The organism is uncultured Anaerovibrio sp., assembly GCA_902786545.1.
In the GTDB taxonomy this organism is placed as follows: Bacteria; Bacillota; Negativicutes; order Selenomonadales; family Selenomonadaceae; genus Anaerovibrio.
Genome location: CADACU010000012.1, coordinates 22,160 through 41,505, shown reverse-complemented (window position 1 = coordinate 41,505; position 19,346 = coordinate 22,160). Strand labels below are relative to the sequence as shown.

General features: G+C 44.2%; 19 protein-coding genes and 1 pseudogene (1 of these 20 cut by a window edge). All 20 read left to right on the top strand.

The features are described from left to right. Positions 1 to 111, top strand: a pseudogene (hisH, locus tag QZV24_RS03880) (imidazole glycerol phosphate synthase subunit HisH) (it extends 457 nt beyond the left edge of the window). Next, positions 112 to 837, top strand: a complete 726-nt coding sequence (gene hisA / locus QZV24_RS03875; protein ID WP_294520385.1) for a 1-(5-phosphoribosyl)-5-[(5-phosphoribosylamino)methylideneamino]imidazole-4-carboxamide isomerase — start codon at positions 112 to 114, stop codon at positions 835 to 837. It abuts the pseudogene before it with no gap. Between the two features lie 6 nt (positions 838 to 843). After that, positions 844 to 1,602 (top strand): imidazole glycerol phosphate synthase subunit HisF, encoded by a 759-nt coding sequence (gene hisF / locus QZV24_RS03870; protein WP_294520382.1) that lies wholly within the window; start codon positions 844 to 846, stop codon positions 1,600 to 1,602. Between the two features lie 106 nt (positions 1,603 to 1,708). Continuing rightward, positions 1,709 to 2,410 carry a bifunctional phosphoribosyl-AMP cyclohydrolase/phosphoribosyl-ATP diphosphatase HisIE gene (hisIE, locus tag QZV24_RS03865; RefSeq protein ID WP_290656504.1) on the top strand — a complete coding sequence of 234 codons (702 nt, stop codon included), beginning with the start codon at positions 1,709 to 1,711 and terminating at the stop codon, positions 2,408 to 2,410. A gap of 101 nt (positions 2,411 to 2,511) precedes the next feature. After that, positions 2,512 to 3,252, top strand: coding sequence for a SagB/ThcOx family dehydrogenase (locus QZV24_RS03860; RefSeq protein ID WP_294520378.1), 741 nt, complete (start codon positions 2,512 to 2,514; stop codon positions 3,250 to 3,252). 15 nt (positions 3,253 to 3,267) lie between these two features. Beyond that, a complete protein-coding gene (locus QZV24_RS03855) occupies positions 3,268 to 3,975 on the top strand; it encodes a glucose PTS transporter subunit IIA (RefSeq protein WP_294520375.1) in 708 nt (235 codons plus the stop codon). 28 nt (positions 3,976 to 4,003) lie between these two features. Then, positions 4,004 to 6,070 carry an ATP-dependent DNA helicase RecG gene (gene recG / locus QZV24_RS03850; RefSeq protein WP_294520416.1) on the top strand — a complete coding sequence of 689 codons (2,067 nt, stop codon included), beginning with the start codon at positions 4,004 to 4,006 and terminating at the stop codon, positions 6,068 to 6,070. A 131-nt stretch (positions 6,071 to 6,201) separates the two neighbouring features. After that, positions 6,202 to 7,488, top strand: coding sequence for a trigger factor (gene tig, locus QZV24_RS03845; RefSeq protein WP_294520372.1), 1,287 nt, complete (start codon positions 6,202 to 6,204; stop codon positions 7,486 to 7,488). Between the two features lie 166 nt (positions 7,489 to 7,654). Continuing rightward, positions 7,655 to 8,263, top strand: coding sequence for an ATP-dependent Clp endopeptidase proteolytic subunit ClpP (clpP, locus tag QZV24_RS03840; protein WP_290656509.1), 609 nt, complete (start codon positions 7,655 to 7,657; stop codon positions 8,261 to 8,263). Positions 8,264 to 8,275: 12 nt separating this feature from the next. Beyond that, positions 8,276 to 9,547, top strand: coding sequence for an ATP-dependent Clp protease ATP-binding subunit ClpX (gene clpX, locus QZV24_RS03835; RefSeq protein ID WP_294520368.1), 1,272 nt, complete (start codon positions 8,276 to 8,278; stop codon positions 9,545 to 9,547). 75 nt (positions 9,548 to 9,622) lie between these two features. Next, a complete protein-coding gene (lon, locus tag QZV24_RS03830) occupies positions 9,623 to 11,935 on the top strand; it encodes an endopeptidase La (protein ID WP_290656511.1) in 2,313 nt (770 codons plus the stop codon). Between the two features lie 7 nt (positions 11,936 to 11,942). Beyond that, a complete protein-coding gene (gene yihA, locus QZV24_RS03825; protein ID WP_294520365.1) occupies positions 11,943 to 12,575 on the top strand; it encodes a ribosome biogenesis GTP-binding protein YihA/YsxC in 633 nt (210 codons plus the stop codon). Between the two features lie 13 nt (positions 12,576 to 12,588). Next, positions 12,589 to 13,044 carry an Lrp/AsnC family transcriptional regulator gene (locus tag QZV24_RS03820; RefSeq protein WP_290656513.1) on the top strand — a complete coding sequence of 152 codons (456 nt, stop codon included), beginning with the start codon at positions 12,589 to 12,591 and terminating at the stop codon, positions 13,042 to 13,044. Positions 13,045 to 13,052: 8 nt separating this feature from the next. Then, on the top strand, positions 13,053 to 13,526 hold the full coding sequence (locus QZV24_RS03815) for an AsnC family transcriptional regulator (RefSeq protein ID WP_294520359.1): 474 nt from the start codon (positions 13,053 to 13,055) through the stop codon (positions 13,524 to 13,526). Between the two features lie 11 nt (positions 13,527 to 13,537). Next, the gene (locus tag QZV24_RS03810; protein WP_294520356.1) at positions 13,538 to 14,728 is read left to right on the top strand and encodes a pyridoxal phosphate-dependent aminotransferase; all 1,191 of its coding nucleotides are present in this window, start codon (positions 13,538 to 13,540) and stop codon (positions 14,726 to 14,728) included. A gap of 123 nt (positions 14,729 to 14,851) precedes the next feature. Then, positions 14,852 to 16,141 (top strand): GGDEF domain-containing protein, encoded by a 1,290-nt coding sequence (locus tag QZV24_RS03805; protein WP_294520353.1) that lies wholly within the window; start codon positions 14,852 to 14,854, stop codon positions 16,139 to 16,141. 394 nt (positions 16,142 to 16,535) lie between these two features. Next, entirely contained in the window at positions 16,536 to 17,117 is a 582-nt protein-coding gene (locus tag QZV24_RS03800; protein ID WP_294520350.1) for an HD domain-containing protein, read from the top strand. Between the two features lie 109 nt (positions 17,118 to 17,226). Continuing rightward, positions 17,227 to 18,087, top strand: a complete 861-nt coding sequence (locus QZV24_RS03795; RefSeq protein WP_294520347.1) for a hypothetical protein — start codon at positions 17,227 to 17,229, stop codon at positions 18,085 to 18,087. A gap of 176 nt (positions 18,088 to 18,263) precedes the next feature. Beyond that, complete coding sequence (locus QZV24_RS03790; RefSeq protein ID WP_294520345.1) at positions 18,264 to 18,425, top strand: hypothetical protein; 162 nt, start codon at positions 18,264 to 18,266, stop codon at positions 18,423 to 18,425. 5 nt (positions 18,426 to 18,430) lie between these two features. After that, positions 18,431 to 19,306, top strand: a complete 876-nt coding sequence (locus QZV24_RS03785; RefSeq protein WP_294520342.1) for a hypothetical protein — start codon at positions 18,431 to 18,433, stop codon at positions 19,304 to 19,306. The last annotated feature ends 40 nt before the right edge of the window (positions 19,307 to 19,346 follow it).

The following is a 19,346-nucleotide window of genomic DNA, read 5'->3' as shown; positions in this document are numbered from 1 at the left end:
ACGGCGGCTGTGGCCAGAGATAATGTGATGGCAACCCAGTTTCACCCGGAAAAGTCCGGTGATGTAGGTTTGCAGCTGATAAAAAATTTTGTAGACTGGAAGTGTGAGTAGATGATAATTTTTCCTGCTATAGATATTCGGGGTGGGAAGGCTGTCCGGTTGTATAAGGGAGATTTTGCCCGGGAAACGGTATTTGGTGAGCCGGAGGAAATGGCCGCCAAGTGGGAATCTCTGGGAGGACAGTACCTTCATCTGGTAGATTTGGATGGCGCCAGAGCTGGCAAATCCATGAATTTGGATGTGGTAAAGAGAATTATTGACCGGGTTAATATTCCTGTGGAGCTGGGTGGCGGCATTCGCACAATGGACAATATTGATGAAGTTTTGTCGTCAGGCGTTCAGCGGGTTATTTTGGGTTCAGTAGCAGCCAAAAATCCAGCGTTGGTTCAGAGAGCCTGTGCCAAGTACGGTGACCGTATAGTTGTAGGCATTGATGCCAAAGACGGTATAGTGGCCGTGGAAGGCTGGGAAGTGTCCGGTAATGTAGAAGTGGGCATTTTGGCTAAGCAAATGGCTCAGGTGGGAGTAGAGACCATTATTTATACGGATATTTCCCGGGATGGCACCTTGGAGGGGGTCAATGTGGACGCTACAGCCCAGTTGGCCCGTCATAGCGGTGTTAAGGTGGTGGCTTCCGGCGGGGTGAAATCCATTGATGATATCAAGGCCCTGCTTCCTTACGAAAAGTCTGGTATTGAAGGGGTTATTGTAGGCAAGTCCATTTACACCGGTACCCTGAATTTGGCAGAAGCTATTCGTGTTGCAGCTGGGGAGTGATATAATATGTATACCAAGCGGATTATTCCCTGTCTGGATGTAAAAAATGGCCGGGTAGTCAAGGGAACCAACTTTGTGGGGCTTAGAGATGCCGGTGATCCGGTGGAATTGGCCCAAAAATATGATGAAGAACGCTGTGACGAGCTGGTTTTTTTGGATATTACCGCTTCCAATGAGCAGCGGGATACCATAGTGCAGGTGGCCCGGGATTGCGCTTCCAAGGTGTTTATTCCATTTACTATCGGTGGTGGTATCCGCACACCGGAGGATATGCGGAAAATGCTGAAAGCTGGGGCTGATAAGACCTCCGTCAATACGGCGGCAGTAAAAAATCCGGATATTATCCGTCAGGGAGCGGAAATATTTGGCAGTCAGTGCGTGGTGCTGGCTGTAGATGCCCGTAAGACTGGGGAGAACCAGTGGGAAGTATATGTAAATGGTGGACGCACTCCTACGGGAATTGATGTTATCGACTGGGTAAGGAGGGGAACCAGCCTGGGGGCCGGGGAAATACTTCTGACCAGTATGGATGCTGATGGCACCAAAGACGGCTATGACATTCCATTGACCAGAGCCGTATCTGAAGCGGTAAATGTGCCGGTTATTGCCTCGGGGGGAGCAGGGAAACTGGAGCATTTTTATGATGTTTTGACTGAAGGGAAGGCGGATGCTGTATTGGCCGCTTCCGTATTTCATTACGGGCAGTTTACCATACGCCAGGTAAAAGAGTACTTAAAATCCCGAGGGATAGAAATGAGACTTTAAAAAAATAGGAATTAGGAATTAGGAATTAGGAATATTCCCTTCCGTATTTGGAAGGGTGTCAGCCTATCGGGCTGACGGGTGAGGTCTATAGATGAGGTGATATGCTATGTTTGATGTTTCAAAGATTAAATTTGATGAAAATGGTCTTGTACCAGCCATTGTTCAGGAGGAAAATGGCCAAGTGCTGATGATGGCTTATATGAACGCCGAGTCGCTGCAGAAGACCATCGAAACCCGGACCACCTGGTTCTGGAGCCGTAGCCGGAAATCCTTGTGGAATAAAGGAGCCACCTCAGGCAACATCCAGGAGGTCAAGGATTTATTCTATGATTGTGACGGTGATACGCTGTTGGTGATTGTTCATCAACGGGGTAGTGGAGCCTGTCACACCGGGACATATTCCTGCTTTAGTGGCCGTCGCCTGATGGAAAACGATAAGGCGTTGGCCGTGGTGGATCAGCCAAAGGACAATCAACTGGCCAACATTTTAAACGAGCTGTATGATGTGATAAAGGATCGTCAGCTCAATCCAAAGGAAGGCTCCTATACCAACTATCTCTTTGAAAAGGGTCAGGATAAGATTCTTAAAAAGGTGGGCGAGGAAGCGGTGGAAACCGTTATTGCCTCCAAGAATGATGACAGGAATGAAATCATTTATGAGATGGGGGACCTTTGGTATCACTGTCTGGTGCTGTTGGCATACCATAATATCAAGCCGGAGGAAGTGTTCTGTGAGCTTATAAATCGCCACAATGGAGGCAATTATCATCACTTCACCGGAAAAACAGGAATTCGTCCGGTGGATTGATGCAAATTATTACTGAATATTGATACAATTTTATACTCAAATTGCCTGGCCTTTGGTATAATAAAGAATTGAAAGATATTATGAAAGGCTGGGCATTTTTTATGTACAAGGATATTTTTAAATCGTTGAGGGAAGCTGCCCTGGTACGAAATAATATGAATACCCGCCGTACTACGGATGAACCGGCTCCATTGCCGCAAAAATCCTATCCGGAGGACAGCAAGCTGATTGCGTTGCCGGAGCCGGATTTTTTGGAGGATAAGGAAGTAAGCTTTCTGGAATTGATGGAACTGCGGTCGACTATCCGTCTGTACAGCGACCAAAAGCTGACATTGAAGGAGTTGTCTTATCTTCTTTGGTGTACCCAAGGGGTAAAGATGGTTCTTCCATCGGGGGTGACCAAGCGTACGGTGCCATCAGCCGGAGCACGAAATGCCTTTGAAACATATTTATACATTGATAAGGTGGAGGGCCTTAGCAGCGGATTATATCGTTTTTTGGCCATAGAGCACGCTCTGTTGCCGATTGACACCAGTGCTGGTGTCAAAGAACGCTTGCGCAAGGGCTTTAACAAAATCAATATGTTCGATGAATGTGCCGTAACATTCATTTGGGCGGCTGTTCTTGACCGGATGGATTACTTTTTTGGGGGAAGGGCCCTGCAGTATTTGTTTATTGACGCAGGTCATGTTTGTCAGAATTTATATTTGGCAAGCTACACTATAGATGTGGGCTGTTGTGCCATCGGGCATTTTAACGATGAAGAATTAAATCGGGAATTGGGCCTTGATGGTGAGGAAGAATTCGTGGTCTATGCTGCTCATGTGGGCAAAATAAGATAAAAAGGGATGAGTGAAATGGCTGGTAAATCAAGAGAGTTTCCAATATATGCACCTATGTCTGGTCAGGTTGTGTCGCTGGCGGAGGTGCCTGACAGAACCTTTTCCGACAAAACAATGGGGGATGGCGTGGCTATCATTCCTGCTGAAGGACAGCTGTACAGTCCGGTGAGCGGGTATGTAGCAGCGGTAGCTGAAGCAAAGCATGCCATTGGGTTCCAAACGGAGTCAGGGCTGAATATATTGGTCCATGTGGGGTTGGAAGCCCATGATATTACCCGGGAAACCACGGTGGTTCATGTCAAGGAAGGACAACGGGTTCAGGCCGGGGATTTGGTGGCAGAGTACAATCTGGATGCCTTTAAAGAAAAAGAGATAAACACAATTACGCCGGTTGTCTTGATAAATGAGAAAGAGGATAATACGGAAATAATACCAAATGTTGGTCAGGTGCTGGCCGGTGCCGGAGAGATATTTAAGGTTGTGGAAATCGTTGCCCAGGATGAGCAGGAGCCGGAAGAACAACCGCAGGAGCACGAGGAAAAACCAGAAGTTAAAGAGGAAGACGCCTCCAATTCTTTGCTGGACCTGTTTGACAGCTATGGGGCGGACTATTTCAAGGATCCTAAAAATCTGATAAAGCTCGGTGTTATGTTTGTCGTAACAGTCGGTGTCTTGGTAACCATATTTGTTCTTTTGGGAATGTATCTGAACGGTGGTAAATAATATTGTTGCCCAATCTGAGGTTGATATGATGGAGTTGGCACAGGATATTCAATATTTAAAAGGGATAGGCCCGAAGAAGGCCCAGCTCCTGCACAAACTGGGTATTACCAAAATTTTTGATTTGCTCACTCACTTTCCAAGAGGGTATGAGGACCAGAGCTGTATTACACCAATGAGTGATTTGGTGCCGGGAGAAAAAGCAGTGGTTTCCGGAGTTATCACTTCCCTTAATGAGAAGCGGGCCGGGCGGCGTAATATGACCATATTGACTGCCCTGGTTACAGATGGTACCGGATTTTTGCAGGTCACCTGGTTTAACCAGAAATTTTTAAAGGCCAAGCTGAAACCAGGAAAAAAGCTGTTTGCCGCCGGTAAGGTGGAATATGCTTTTGGCGGGCAGGGGCAATATGCTATGAGCCAGCTTTCTTCCTTTGAGGTTATGGATTTTGATGAGGAAATGACGGATAATTTAGGTATTTTGCCTGTTTATCCGGCTGCGGAATCCCTAAATCAAAAATTTTTCCGAAAAACAGTAAGTCAGCTGCTGGACAGTATTGAGTGTATTCCGGAGGTTATTCCGGAAAATATTTTCCGTCGATACAATCTTTTATCGAGGGATGAAGCGTTTCGCAGCATTCATTTTCCGGACAGCTTTGCCAAGGTTCAGCTGGCCCGGGACCGACTGGCCTTTGAGGAATTATATCTTATTCAGTGTGGCCTGATGGTACTAAAAAAACATACCCAGGAGAAAAAACAGGGGATAAAGCATGGTTTGAACAGTCATCTTGTCAATCAATTGCTGGCTGCATTGCCATTTGAGCTTACCAATGATCAGCGGAAGGTGTGGAATGACATCTGTAATGATATGGAACGGCTGGTGCCTATGCGTCGACTGGTGCAGGGGGATGTAGGCTCCGGCAAGACCGTTATTGCCATGCTGGCGTTGGTTAAGACGGTGGAGAATGGTTTTCAAGGGGCCTTGATGGCTCCAACGGAAATATTGGCCAGACAGCATTATGAAGGATTTATGGAGTTATTGGAGCCACTGGGAATAAAGGTGGCTCTTTTATCTGGCAAGCTCACTAAAAGCAAACGGGAAAAGCTTTATGAGGCGCTTGTGAATCATGAGATAGATATTGTAATAGGTACGCATGCCCTAATACAGGATAAGGTGAATTTTGCCAGACTTGGGTTGGTGGTAACGGATGAACAGCACCGTTTTGGCATCAGCCAGCGGGCTGAATTGGAAAAGAAGGCTGCCTATATGCCTGATGTGCTTGTAATGACCGCAACACCTATCCCGCGGACCATGACTTTGACGGTGTACGGTGATTTGGATGTATCTCTGATAAAGGAATTGCCCCCAGGGCGGAAAAGTATTCGTACCTTTGTGCGTACCCCGGATCGCCGGGAGCTTATTTATAAATTTATGCGGGAAGAAATCCTCAAAGGTCGGCAAGCCTATGTGGTGTGTCCTCTGATTGCTGACAATGAGGAAAGTCATTTGCTGTCAGCTGAGGCGGTGTATGATGAACTGACCCATGGAATATTTAGGGATATAAGCTGTGGCCTGGTACATGGCAAGCTGAAGCAGAAAGACAAGGAAGCCATAATGCAGGAGTTTTATGAGGGAAAAATAAAGCTTTTGGTGGCAACCACCGTGATTGAGGTGGGGGTAAATGTTCCAAATGCCAGTATGATGGTGATTGAAAATGCCCAGCAATTTGGCTTGGCCCAGCTTCATCAGCTCCGGGGGAGGATTGGCCGGGGCGAATACAGCTCCTACTGTGTGCTGGTGGCTGATAACCGGGGAGAAGTAGCCAAAGAGCGTATGAATATAATGGAGACTACTTCTGATGGCTTTGAATTGGCCGAGGAGGATCTGAAGCTACGGGGTCCGGGCCAGTTCTTTGGTTCCATGCAGCATGGTCTGCCGGATTTAAAAATCGCTGATGTACTACAGGATATAGATATTCTGCTAAAGGCCCGCCGGGCGGCGCTGGAAACCATGGAAAATAAAGTGGATCTGGACTATGTTTTGCCGGTGTTGGAGCTGCAATATAAGGAGCATTTTTTAAATATAACGGACACATAAAAAGATTACTGACAATTCTTTTATGCTTGTATTCAATCCGTACTTATGCTATTATGTTTACTATGTGGGCATAATGAGGTCATAAATGGGCACAGCCCAATAAAGAGTATATTAGGAGGTCTTTTGACACAATGGAAGTTAATGTAAAGGCGTTGGAAAACCAGCAGGTTGAATTAGAGATTACTGCACCAGCTGCTGAGCTGGATAAGGCATACGATGCAGCATGCAAGAGTATTGCTGGTCGTATCAATATCCCAGGTTTCCGTAAAGGCAAGGCACCAAAGCTTGTTGTTGAGCGCCATGTTGGCAAGGAGAATATCCTCAGCGATGCATTCGAGCGTTTGGGCCAGAAAACCCTCACTGAGGCTTTAGAAAAAGAAGATATTGAGATTGTTACCCGTCCTGAGATTGATGTAGTAACCCTTGAGTTGGGCAAGGATGTTGTTTTCAAGGCAGTTGCTACCAAGAAGCCTGAAGTTGAATTGGGCGAGTATAAGGGCTTGAAGGTTGAAGTAGAGAAGGACACAGTTGATGATGATGCAGTTCAGCAGCAGCTGGTTCGCATGTTGGATCGCCAGGCAGATATGGTTGATGCTGAAGAAGGATCTGCTGTTGAAAAGGACGATTTCATCACCTTGGATTTCAAGGGCTTTGTAGATGATAAGCCATTTGCCGGTGGCGAAGGCAAGGATTATCCGCTTCAGATTGGTTCCAATGCGTTCATTCCAGGCTTTGAGGATCAGCTGATTGGTGCCAAGGTTGGGGAAGAGAAGGATGTAAATGTAACCTTCCCTGAGGAGTATCATTCTGAAGAGTTAAAGGGTAAGCCAGCTGTATTCAAGTGCACTGTAAAGAGCATCAAGAGAAAGGTTCTGCCTGAGCTGAATGATGATTTTGCAAAGAAGGCAAGTACCTTCCAGACCTTGGATGAGCTGAAGGCTGACATTAAGTCCAATCTTGAGAAGAGTGCTGAGACCAAGGCAGAGACTGAAAAGCGCGAGAAGGCAATCAGCATGGCTGCTGACAATGCCAAGGTTGATGTTCCTGAGGTTATGGTAGAGAACCGCATCAATGCAATGATTCAGGAACTGGCTCTCCGGGTTGAGCAGCAGGGCTTGAAGCTGGAGCAGTATATGGCTTATGCTGGTACTGATATTGCCAAGTTGCGGGAAAACTATCGTGATGCAGCTGCTACCAATGTTAAGGTTGATTTGGTATTGGATGCAATTGCCAAGGCTGAGGGCATCAAGGTTGAGGCTGAGGATTTGGATGCAGAGGTTGCTTCCATGGCTGCAGCTTACAATGCAACCCCTAAGCAGGTAAAGAAGATTATCAGCGAACAGGGTCGTCTTGGTGATTTGGTAGCTTCCGTACATAGAAGAAAGACTGCCAACTTTGTAATTGACAGCATTGCATAATATATCAAGTGAAGAAGATTTCTGCCGCCCATTTTTTATGGGCGGCGGGTTGTCTTTTTCTTGTTTTGCTCGAAATTTAATATTATAATAAAGAGAAAGCTATTTGAGATTAACTTTTGTTAAAATGGTTTTCTTTTTCTTATGATATTAACTTTGAGGTGATTATATGAGCTATTTTGTACCATATGTAGTTGAACAGTCAGGTAATGGAGAGCGGTCTTATGACATTTATTCCCGTTTGTTGAAGGATCGTATCATTATTCTGACTGGTGAGATAAATGATACTGTGGCCAGCTCCGTAGTGGCCCAGCTGCTTTTCTTGGAATCTGAAGACCCTGATAAGGACATTTATCTGTATATTAACAGTCCGGGTGGTGTTGTTACGGCTGGTATGGCTATATATGATACTATGCAGTATATCAAGCCTGATGTTTCTACTATCTGTGTGGGGCAGGCTGCCAGCATGGGGTCATTGCTGCTTACCGCTGGTGCGAAGGGAAAGAGATTTTCTCTGCCAAATGCCCGGATTATGATTCATCAGCCATTGGGTGGTGCCCGGGGGCAGTCTACCGATATTCAGATCCAGGCCCAGGAGCTGCAGCGTACCAGAGACATGCTCAACAATGTATTGTCCAAGCATACTGGTCAGTCATTGGATAAAATAAATACCGACACTGAGCGGGATAATTTTATGAGTGCTGAAGAGGCAGTTTCATATGGTTTGATTGATAAGGTTATTGTTCGTCTTGAGGAAAAAGCTGAGGCGGACCAGTAAGGAGGCACGGTTATGGGCTTCAATTTTGATGACGACAAGCTTTCCTGCTCGTTTTGTGGCAAGAAAGAGGACGAGGTAAAGAAACTGGTGGCCGGTCCTGGTGTGTACATCTGTGATGAGTGCATTGACCTTTGCCGGGAAATAATTACTGAGGAAAATTCACTGGCAGCGGCAGAGGAGCTTAGTGATTTGCCAAAGCCGAAGGAAATCAAGGCTATTTTGGACGATTATGTTATTGGCCAGGAAGAAGCCAAGAAGACCTTGTCAGTAGCTGTATATAACCATTACAAGCGGATAAACTGTGCCATGACTACAGAGCAGGATGTGGAGCTGCAGAAGTCAAATATATTGCTTATCGGCCCTACCGGAAGCGGTAAAACCCTGTTGGCAAAAACCTTGGCAAAGATTTTAAGAGTGCCGTTTGCAGTGGCAGATGCTACTACACTTACTGAAGCTGGTTATGTAGGCGAGGATGTGGAAAATATCCTCTTAAAGCTCATTCAGAATGCGGAGTATGATATTTCCAAGGCCGAACGGGGCATTATTTACATTGATGAAATAGATAAGATTTCCCGCAAGAGCGAGAATGTGTCCATTACCCGTGATGTATCCGGTGAAGGGGTTCAGCAGGCTCTTTTGAAAATTTTGGAGGGTACTGTTGCATCCGTTCCGCCACAGGGTGGGCGCAAGCATCCGCATCAGGAGCTTCTGCAAATAGATACGACCAACATTCTCTTTATTTGCGGTGGTGCTTTTGCTGGCATTGAGAAGATAATAAACAAGCGTCGTGGCAACAAAAATATGGGCTTTGGGGCCAAGGTGACTTCCCGTGACAATGCGGATGTCGGTGAGGTACTGACGCATATTGTGCCGGATGATTTGATGAAAAGCGGTCTGATTCCGGAATTTATTGGCCGGTTGCCAGTGGTTGCTACTCTTGATTCCTTGGATGAGGATATTCTGATTGAAATACTCACAAAACCAAAGAATGCATTGGTGAAGCAGTTTGAGTATTTGCTCAGTCTGGATGATGTAAAGCTGTCCTTTGATGATGAAGCACTGCGGGCTATTGCCAAGAAGGCTTTACAACGAAAAACAGGTGCCCGTGGATTGCGTTCTATCATGGAAGGTATCTTGAAGGATGTTATGTATGAAGTACCTTCCCAGAGCGGGGTTACTAACTGTCATATAACCAAGGCAGTAGTCGAGGACAATGTCGACCCTATTTTGAGTTACGGCAAAAAACGGAAGGGCAATGCCAAAACGAATGAAGTTTCCGCCTAAGGGCGTATTGCAATAGACGCTGTCGAGGCAGCGTCTATATTTTATTCTGATGAAAACATCAGGAGGAATGTTTATATGAAAAATGATTTAAGAAGATTGCCATTACTGCCACTGCGGGGCATGATGGTTTTTCCATATATGATGGTTCATCTGGATGCCGGTCGGGAGCAGTCAGTGGCTGCCTTGGAACAGGCTATGCTGGAGGACAAGGTTATAATGCTCACCGCTCAGAAGGATGCGGATGTGGAAAAACCAAGCTTTAATGACCTGTATTCTGTGGGAACAGTGGCTGAAATTAAGCATTTGGTTAAAATGCCGGGTGGTACGGTCCGGGTTCTGGTGGAAGGTATGTATCGGGCTCAGATCATTAACTGCTACGACAGCGGTGAATATATTGATGTGGATGTCCATGAATATCAGGATGAACTGGATAACAGCCTGGAAATGGAGGCATTGGTCCGGGTCGTTGTTCATGAATTTGAGCAATGGGTCAAGACTAGCCGAAAAATTCCGGCTGATGCCATAGTTTCTGTATCGATTATTTCTGATGCAGGCCGGTTGGCAGATATGATTGCCGGTCACCTGAACCTGAAGCTGGAAGAGCGTCAGGAGCTTTTGGAGTGCATTGATGTAAAAGCCCGTCTGGAAAAGCTTTATGGTGTGCTGAAGCGGGAGCGGGATATTCTGGACATCGAAAAAAAGGTCAGTGGACGGGTCCGCAAGCAGATTGAGAAGGTTCAGAAGGAATATTATCTCCGGGAAAAGGTGAAGGCTATTCATACTGAGCTGGGAGATAAGGACGGTATTCAGGGTGATATTGAAGAATACAAAAAGCGTATGCGGAAGGATAAATACCCTGATGATGTGGTGAAGACCATCAACAAGGAGATTACCCGTCTGGAGCGGGCTGGCAATATGTCTCAGGAAGCCAGCGTCATTACCACCTACATTGAAACCTTGCTGGATATGCCGTGGTATGCTACCACAGAAGATAAGGAAGACATCAAGGCGGCCTCTGATGTACTGAATCAGGATCACTATGGGCTGGAGAAGGTCAAGGAGCGTATATTGGAATATTTGGCTGTGAGAAAGCTCACTTCCGGTCAAAATGCGCCGATTATGTGTCTTGTTGGGCCACCGGGTGTTGGTAAAACATCACTGGCCAGCTCTGTAGCCAGAGCGTTGGGCAGAAAGTTTGTGAGAGCTTCTCTGGGCGGTGTCCGGGATGAAGCTGAGATAAGAGGCCATCGTCGTACCTATGTGGGGGCTATGCCGGGGCGCATTTTGGCTGCCCTGAAAAAAGCCGGTACCAAAAATCCGGTATTTTTGCTGGATGAAGTAGACAAGATGGCGGCAGATTACAAGGGAGATCCTACTTCAGCCTTGTTGGAGGTATTGGATCCGGCCCAGAACAATACATTCAGTGATCATTATGTAGAGCTGCCATTTGATTTGTCCCAGGTTTTGTGGATTGTTACGGCCAATAATTTGGGGGATATTCCAGCACCGTTGCGGGATCGTATGGAAATTATTACCTTATCCAGCTATACCGAGCAGGAGAAGCTGGAAATTGCCAAGCGGTATTTGGTACCAAGACAGCGGGAAAGTAATGGTCTTACTACAAAAAATATAAGGATTGGTGCAGGAGTCATTCAGCATCTTATTACTGATTATACCAGAGAAGCCGGTGTCCGTGAGTTAGAGCGGGTTATCGGGCAGCTGTGCCGCAAGGTGGCTAAAAAGCTGGTGGAAGGTGAAGAGAGTGTAGTTAGTGTTACTACCAAAAATTTGGTTGATATTTTAGGCAAGATTAAATATCCGCATCCAAAGGAAAAGCGCCGGCCAGAGGTGGGACTATGCACTGGTATGGCTTGGACTCAGGTTGGCGGTGATATTTTGCCTACTGAAGTAAATGTATTCCCAGGCAAGGGCCAGCTTATTTTGACTGGCAAGCTGGGCGATGTGATGAAGGAATCGGCCCAGGCTGCTTTGTCATATATTCGTAGCCGTCAGAAGAAGCTAAAGCTCTCGCCAAAATTTTATGAGGAAAATGACATACATATTCATTTTCCGGAGGGTGCTGTACCAAAGGATGGTCCATCGGCTGGTATTACCATGGCTACGGCTATGATTTCTGCCCTTACAGGACGAAAGGTCAGATGTGATGTGGCTATGACCGGTGAGATAACCATCCGGGGGCGGGTGCTGCCGATTGGTGGCTTGAAGGAAAAGGTGCTGGCGGCCTATCGTGAGGGTATCCATACCATTATCCTGCCTGAGGAAAATCGTCGGGATATTGAGGAAATCCCTGAGTCAGTACGCAGCAAACTGGAATTTATTCCGGTTGACCATATTGATAAGGTGTTGGAAAATGCCCTGTTGAAATGAGGTATCTATGGCAGAAAAGGTTGTTATTACCCAGGGGAAATATCTTACCTCAGCGGTACAAATGGACCAATATCCGGAGGTTAGGCGGAAGGAGATAGTCTTTATCGGTCGCTCCAATGTTGGCAAGTCATCCCTGATAAATTCCTTGACCAGAGTTCATCAGCTAGCCCGGGTGTCCAGTCAGCCGGGAAAAACCCAAACCATAAATTTCTATGAAATCGGGGCAAAGATTGACGATAATCCTCAGCGACAGGATTTTTATCTGGTGGATTTGCCAGGATATGGCTATGCCAAAACCGGCGCTAAACGACGGAAAATCTGGAGCAAGTTTATAAATGAATACCTGTTGTCATCGGAGGATTTGCAATTCGTGTGTCAGTTGATTGATATTCGGCATGAACCTATGGCATCGGATGTTGAAATGTTTCAGTGGCTGGTAGAGCATAATCTGCCGGTGTTGGTGGTGGCCACCAAGGCGGACAAGCTGGGGAAAAATGGTATTGCCAAAAGCGTAGCTCAGATAAAGAAAACGCTTGGAGTACCGGAGTTGGATGTTCTTCCCTATTCTTCGGTGAAAAACAGCGGCCGGGAAGAGCTGCTGCAGGTGATTGGGGACTGTTTAATGGAAACCGGCGAATGAGGTGTGATTGTTGATGGAACTTACCGCATTTGACAAGGAACTGCTGAATGTTTTGCAGGGCGGTATAGAGTTTGTTCATAAGCCTTACGAGACTATGGCGAATAAGCTGGGTGTGTCGGAGGAAAGGGTACTGAACCGGCTGACGGAATTAAAGAAAGCTGGCTATGTCCGGAAGATAGGGGCGTTCTTTAATTCGGATAAACTGGGATATAGTGGTACTTTGATTGCGGTCAAGGTAATGGATGAGTATTTGGATGAGGTGGCCGAACGGATAAATGAATATCCGGAGGTCACCCATAATTATCAACGCCGAGGGGAATATGCGCTGTGGTTTACCTTTATTACTGATAGACCGGAGCGCCAGGCTCAGGTCTTGGCTGAAGTAAAGGCTCTGCCTGGGGTTGTTTCCCTGATGGATCTATATTCACAAAAGAAGTATAAAATAGATGTCCGGTTTAAATTGAAATGAGGCGGGAAATGGTAATTTCCGAAGTAGATAAAAAGATAATCAGAGCTTTACAAAATGATTTTCCTATTGTTTCTGAACCATATAAAGCAATAGCCGGGGAAATTGGTATTTCGGAAGAAAGTCTGATGCAGCGTTTGGCTCTGATGAAGGAGAAGGGAGTTCTCAGAAAAATGGGGGCAGTTCTCCGGCATGTGGATGTAGGGTTCAAGGCCAATGCACTGGTAGTGTGGGTGGTTCCGGAAGAAATAATGGATGAGGTGGCGCAAAAAATGTGTGCCCATCCGGCGGTGACCCACTGCTATGACCGAAATACGGCGCCTAACTGGCCCTACAATTTTTATACAATGATACATGGGGATTCAGAAGAATATTGTGCCAAGCTGGTCAAACAGCTTTCCGATGAGACCGGCATCAAGGAGTATGAGCTGCAGTTCACGGAGAAGGAATGGAAAAAGACCAGTATGAAATATTACATGGAGTAAGGGGTAATAATATGGTTTCAGAGAAGATGTATGAATTGGGGACAAAGAAATCAACTATTCGGACTATTTTTGAGTTTGGCCGTAAGCGGGCTGCGGAAGTAGGTGAGGAAAATGTCTATGATTTTTCCATTGGTAATCCGAATGTACCGGCCCCGGAAAAGGTTAACCAAACCATTATGGATATTCTGAAGGAAATGGATTCCTGTGCTCTCCATGGCTATACTGTAGCTCCTGGTGATCCGGCAGTGAGAGAAACCATTGCCGGCAGCATTAACCGTCGGTTTGGTACCAGTTTTACCGGCAGGAATTTGTTTATGACCTCTGGGGCAGCGGCAGCACTCACTATTTGCTTTAAGGCTTTGACTGAAGATAATGGCAATTGTGAATTTATTGCATTTGCACCATATTTCCCGGAATATAAGTGTTTTGTGGAGGCAATGGGGGCTGAGCTGAAGGTGGTTCCGGCCAATACGGCTGATTTTCAGATACAGTTTGAAAAATTCCAGGAAATGCTTTCACCGAGTACCAAGGCTGTGATTGTTAATTCACCAAACAATCCAAGTGGGGTTGTTTATTCGGAAGAAACCATAATGCGTCTGGCCAAGATTTTGGAAGCTAAGTCAAAGGAATTTGGTCATCCGATTTTTATTATTTCAGATGAGCCATATCGTGAATTGGTTTATGGTGATATAACAGTTCCGTACATTCCTAAGTATTATAAGGACACTTTGGTGTGCTATTCTTGGAGTAAGTCCCTGTCATTACCGGGTGAGCGTATTGGTTATATTGTTGTACCGGATGAGGTTGCTGATTTTGGCAAGGTGTATGGCTCCATTGCCGGGGCAGCACGGGTATTGACTCATGTCAATGCTTCATCCCTGTTTCAGCGGGTGGTGGCCCGGTGCGTGGATGAACCATCCAATATCGCTGCTTACGAACGAAACGGAAATTTACTGTATAATGGTCTGGTTGAGGCAGGCTTTACCTGTCAGAAACCACAGGGGGCGTTTTATCTATTTCCCAAAGCTCTGGAAGAGGATGATTATGCCTTCTGTGAACGGGCCAAAAAATACAATTTGCTTCTTGTACCAGGAGCTGATTTCGGTTGCCCTGGATATTTCCGGGTGGCGTACTGCATAAAGCAGGAAACCATTGAACGCTCCCTACCGGCCTTCAAGAAGCTGGCTGAGGAATATATATAGTAAAGATTAAAGGACAGAGACTGTAACACGGTCTCTGTTTTTAGTTTTATTTAGCAGGAAAAAAAGCAGGTCACAGAGAATAACCGTAAAGTGGGGAACAAATTAAATGCAAGGAGTAACAAGATGATTGAAACTGTACGGTTGGGGGATAAAGAGAAGATTTTTGACTACATGTCGAAATACTATTTGTACATCTATTACTGTGATTTGGAAACGGAGATATACTACGAGGTATATAATGCCAGTGAGCATGTACACACCATATTGGGGGAAACCGGCAATGTAAGTATGGCTGTCAATGATTTGAGCCGGATGTTGCTAAAACCGGAGTATGTGACCGAAATGGCGGAATTTGTTGATTTATCCACATTGGTCCAGCGCCTACAAGGTAAAAAATGCATAACTCAGCAGGTTGAAGGCAACTTTACCGGCTGGCTGGAGGCAGTAATATTTTCCGGGGAGCAGGGGGATGACGGCAGTCTAAAAAGTATTATTTTTGCTGTGCGGGATATCAGCTACGAAAAGGAAAAGGAAAACAAGCTGATTTACAACTCATATGTGGATGATATGACCCAGCTGTATAACCGCAAAATGTACAATGAAAATTTGGCGGAGTATAACGGTGGACCGATGCAAAAAAATCTGGCCCTGCTGTCGGTTGATGTAAATGGGTTAAAGGTGGTAAATGATACCTTGGGGCATTCAGCCGGAGATGAGCTTTTGTCGGGAGTAGCGGACTGTCTCCGCAACTGTTTTAGACAATATGGACGGATTTACCGGTTAGGGGGAGATGAGTATGCGGCTATTATTTATATTTCCCCGGGAAATTTGCCCAAGCTGATAGATCAGTTTTATGAAATGGTAAACAACTGGCATGGTAAACTGGTGGACAAGATGTCCATTTCCTTGGGCTATGTCACTAGAGCTGAGGGGATGGATAGAAGCATTTACGATATGGCCAAGGTTGCTGATGCCAGAATGTACAAGGCAAAGGAAAGCTACTATGCCCAAAAGGGCGTGGATCGTATCGGTCGCCAGGTTGCCCATGCAGCACTGTGTGCCATATACATCAAGGTGCTGAAAATTAACCTTACTGATAATTGCTACCAGATCATTCAAATAGATGAGGCGGAATTCAGCCAAGTTAACAGCCTGCGTTGCACCTTATCTGAGGATGTAGTCAAATATGCTGAAATTGGCAACATAGTTGCTGAAGATAAAGAGAAATATTACAATTTTTTTGATATTGAGCAGCTAAAAGCAGCTTTTGATGCTGGCAGCACCCATCTAAGTATTACCTATAGGCGCAAGATAAGCGGGGAATTTAGAAAGGTGCAGCTGGAGTTGGCCAGGGCGCAGGAATATTCCCCGGACAACCGTATTGTTTTTCTGTTTGTCAGATGCATCGATTGATAGCTGGCAGATATATGAAACAATCAATTAGTATATCAATTCTTAACTAATTTAATGGTTTTTTAAAATATTATTAAAAAAATTACATAAAAACACAAATATACTGTTCAAAATTATGCAGTTTATTTGAGAGCCTTGTAAATAAATGCGGTCAAACTTACTATTATCGCAGTTGTTTTTGTCGCTTTTGTGTTTGATGTTATAACTGGATTATGGCAGATTTTGTTATATATAGAAAAGTTTTATATACTAAGAAAGAATTACCAAAAAGAAGCTCTCAGGCATTTGAATGCTCTGGGAGTTTTTTATGTGCATTATAATGTACATTGATTTTGATATATTATGACTAAAGATAGATAATTTTGTTAGAAATGCATTACGGAGGTGCAATAAAATGACAGATCAGAAGGATATAAGGACAGCAGAGCTGATGAAACGCCTTAAAGTTTTGAAAGATAAGGTGGTAGAACGCCGGGAGCAGTTTGATGAATTGATGGAATTTGTAGAAAAAGAGACTGTATATCTTACCACTCCTGCGTCTACCAAATATCATCTTAACTGTGAACAGGGTTTATTGGAGCATAGCATCAATGTGGCGGAAACCATGCTTAAAATAAAGGCAGCCATTGCACCAAAAATTTCCGATGAAAGCTGCGTGATAGTGGCACTTATGCATGATTTAGGTAAAGCCGGAATGCCAGGAAATCCTCTCTATATCAAAAATCCACCAGACAGTCAATTTAGGTACCCGTATTACTGGAACGGTAACCTTACTTATTTGAGTGTTCCTGTGCGTAGTCTGTATCTGGTAGCCCAAAGATTTCCACTGACCGAGGAAGAGGTACAGGCCATTGTCTACCATGATGGGCAGTATGTGGAGGATAATCGAAGTGTAGCTACCAATGAAACACCACTTACCTTACTGTTGCAGTATGCAGATACATGGAGTGGTTTTGTACTGGAGGAAAAATTTTGAATACTCTTATGCTCCCAACTGAAGCAAATAGAAGCAGAATATCAGTTTATGAATTTATCTCATAATATGGATAAATATAAAAGCGTGTGAAAAGCAAAGGAGACAAAAGATGGATATTTTATCTTTCGTCAATTCCAAAGACATAAGAGATTATTTGCACGAAATCGATTATAAATGTGATACCATGCAAGCAGCATGGCTGGTGTACCAAAGTGCAAATAAGACAATGGAAGAAAAGCACACGGCTTATCGCTGGATTATTGATAATATGCCTGATTGTCCTATGCCAGAAAGACAATTTTCAATTAACAGGGATAGTCTTCATGATTTTTTGAGGGAACATATGGATTTTTGTGAGAAGCATGAGCTTCAACTGTCTCAACTTGCTCAGGATCCGTGTCTGGAACAATTAAGTGCTGTTGAGAGGGATGTGTACAGATATGCTTTTGAAAGCCGTTGGTATTGCTTTCCAACCCCATTCAAGAAAGGGGACTTGGTATATCGATTTTGTGAAAAACCCCACAAACACGACCTTTGTGCTGGCGTTTTTGTACTTGATGGCATTACAAATGGTGAGGAGGATATTAAGAGATGTGTTCATGGTGATGCATCAGATATGAATGCCTATGGATGGTTTCAGGATGAAGATGGAACTGTATATCAAGAAGTAATGTTTAATTACATGGATTTGGTGAAATATAAGGGGGAGTTATACGGACAAGAAAGGATACTGATTGCCATAAGCAACTTTGTACAGGGAAAACTTGAATTTGAACTGTTGTTACAGTCACAAAGAACTTTGATGATGCGTGACTACGGAGAGTACTGGATACCTAAATGGTATACGGATGAAGGCTTGGAACTTGCCGGGCTCAATAATTTACCTAAAATGACTTGGAAGCAAAAAAGGGCAAATAAAATCCGTAGACGTGAATTTCGAAAATATTATAACAATCTGAGGAATATCTAATAGAATTAAATACATAGATAAAAGATTAAAAAATATTGCAGGATAATATTATGTGGCAAAGAATTAGACTCCTAAATAATAAAATATTGTTTAGGAGTTTTTATGTACAATGAAATGTACATCGTCTTTGATATAGTATAACTAAATAAACTATACTGCGAAGGAGGCCATATATTATGTGGAAGAATTATCGCGAAGTACTGGAAAAAGAATGTTTAGAACGGGCTCATGAATTGTATGGAATTGAATTGCCAGAAATAGTGCACAAAAGAATCGAGGAAGAATTATCCTTGATTGATTACAGATTTAAGAAGAAGGATTTTATATTGGAGGCATGACGACAATGGTTTCAAAGGTATCAGTGATAGGTATAGGTGAATTTGGCAACAGTGTAGTAAATAGACTGAAGAAAATTGGAGATTCACATTTTGCTTTGTGTTCCATTGTTTTTCAGAAAGAGCTAAGCTCCACAGCCATAGCTGAGCAGCAGTCGAGCATTTATTCAGTGGCCGAAGATAGCGACATGGTCTTTGTTGTGGCTGACATGAGGGAAAATTTCCCTAGTAAAGTTGTTTATGACATTGCTGAATATGTGTGGGAGAGAAAAATCTTATCGGTTTCCGTACTGGTGATAGAAAAAAATGGAATCTTTATAAAAGATTTTACACCACCAGGCAGATTAATGTGCATGACACAGGATGATCTAGATTTTCAGTACAAATTTCAGCCAGATTTGTTTAGGGACGGAGTAGATGTAGTTAAGGAAACAATTTTAGGAATAACAGATCCTGTATGTAGAGTCGGTTTAACAGCTGTTGATTTGCGAGACATTGAAGATGTGCTATGCGCGCCTCGTAAGATAAGACCAGCCTTTGCTATAGGTACAGAATTGGAATCTGTAGTTGATAAATTCCTTCATTCCGCAGGCTTGAACCGTAGTAATACAGGATATCCGGCAATGATAAATTTGGTGGCCAATAATCAGAGAAAATCGTTTCTGCAGGATATCCATGCAGTAGTATCATTTTTTTATGGCGATAATAATTTTGATAAGCCAGTACCGGATTTGGAATACGATCTGGGCGGGAAAAATGATATTCCAGGTTGTGAGCTCGGTGTAGACTATTACATAGTTGCTGTTTTACACATGGATGAACCATTTGAGGGCAAGATAAAAATGTTTGGCCTTTTTTTGGATGATAGCTATTTTTTAGAATAAATCCATATCCTTGTTAAAAGGGATTTGCCATTTATCATGG

What these genes read in the sequence shown, in the direction of transcription:
- hisA (WP_294520385.1), top strand. Translation starts at nt 112, where the DNA reads ATGATAATTTTTCCTGCTATAGATATTCGGGGTGGGAAGGCTGTCCGG.
- QZV24_RS03855 (WP_294520375.1), top strand. Translation starts at nt 3,268, where the DNA reads ATGGCTGGTAAATCAAGAGAGTTTCCAATATATGCACCTATGTCTGGT.
- QZV24_RS03790 (WP_294520345.1), top strand. Translation starts at nt 18,264, where the DNA reads ATGTGGAAGAATTATCGCGAAGTACTGGAAAAAGAATGTTTAGAACGG.
- QZV24_RS03785 (WP_294520342.1), top strand. Translation starts at nt 18,431, where the DNA reads ATGGTTTCAAAGGTATCAGTGATAGGTATAGGTGAATTTGGCAACAGT.
- yihA (WP_294520365.1), top strand. Translation starts at nt 11,943, where the DNA reads ATGGCAGAAAAGGTTGTTATTACCCAGGGGAAATATCTTACCTCAGCG.
- QZV24_RS03820 (WP_290656513.1), top strand. Translation starts at nt 12,589, where the DNA reads ATGGAACTTACCGCATTTGACAAGGAACTGCTGAATGTTTTGCAGGGC.
- hisIE (WP_290656504.1), top strand. Translation starts at nt 1,709, where the DNA reads ATGTTTGATGTTTCAAAGATTAAATTTGATGAAAATGGTCTTGTACCA.
- QZV24_RS03800 (WP_294520350.1), top strand. Translation starts at nt 16,536, where the DNA reads ATGACAGATCAGAAGGATATAAGGACAGCAGAGCTGATGAAACGCCTT.
- recG (WP_294520416.1), top strand. Translation starts at nt 4,004, where the DNA reads ATGGAGTTGGCACAGGATATTCAATATTTAAAAGGGATAGGCCCGAAG.
- lon (WP_290656511.1), top strand. Translation starts at nt 9,623, where the DNA reads ATGAAAAATGATTTAAGAAGATTGCCATTACTGCCACTGCGGGGCATG.
- QZV24_RS03795 (WP_294520347.1), top strand. Translation starts at nt 17,227, where the DNA reads ATGGATATTTTATCTTTCGTCAATTCCAAAGACATAAGAGATTATTTG.
- QZV24_RS03815 (WP_294520359.1), top strand. Translation starts at nt 13,053, where the DNA reads ATGGTAATTTCCGAAGTAGATAAAAAGATAATCAGAGCTTTACAAAAT.
- tig (WP_294520372.1), top strand. Translation starts at nt 6,202, where the DNA reads ATGGAAGTTAATGTAAAGGCGTTGGAAAACCAGCAGGTTGAATTAGAG.
- QZV24_RS03810 (WP_294520356.1), top strand. Translation starts at nt 13,538, where the DNA reads ATGGTTTCAGAGAAGATGTATGAATTGGGGACAAAGAAATCAACTATT.
- hisF (WP_294520382.1), top strand. Translation starts at nt 844, where the DNA reads ATGTATACCAAGCGGATTATTCCCTGTCTGGATGTAAAAAATGGCCGG.
- QZV24_RS03805 (WP_294520353.1), top strand. Translation starts at nt 14,852, where the DNA reads ATGATTGAAACTGTACGGTTGGGGGATAAAGAGAAGATTTTTGACTAC.
- QZV24_RS03860 (WP_294520378.1), top strand. Translation starts at nt 2,512, where the DNA reads ATGTACAAGGATATTTTTAAATCGTTGAGGGAAGCTGCCCTGGTACGA.
- clpX (WP_294520368.1), top strand. Translation starts at nt 8,276, where the DNA reads ATGGGCTTCAATTTTGATGACGACAAGCTTTCCTGCTCGTTTTGTGGC.
- clpP (WP_290656509.1), top strand. Translation starts at nt 7,655, where the DNA reads ATGAGCTATTTTGTACCATATGTAGTTGAACAGTCAGGTAATGGAGAG.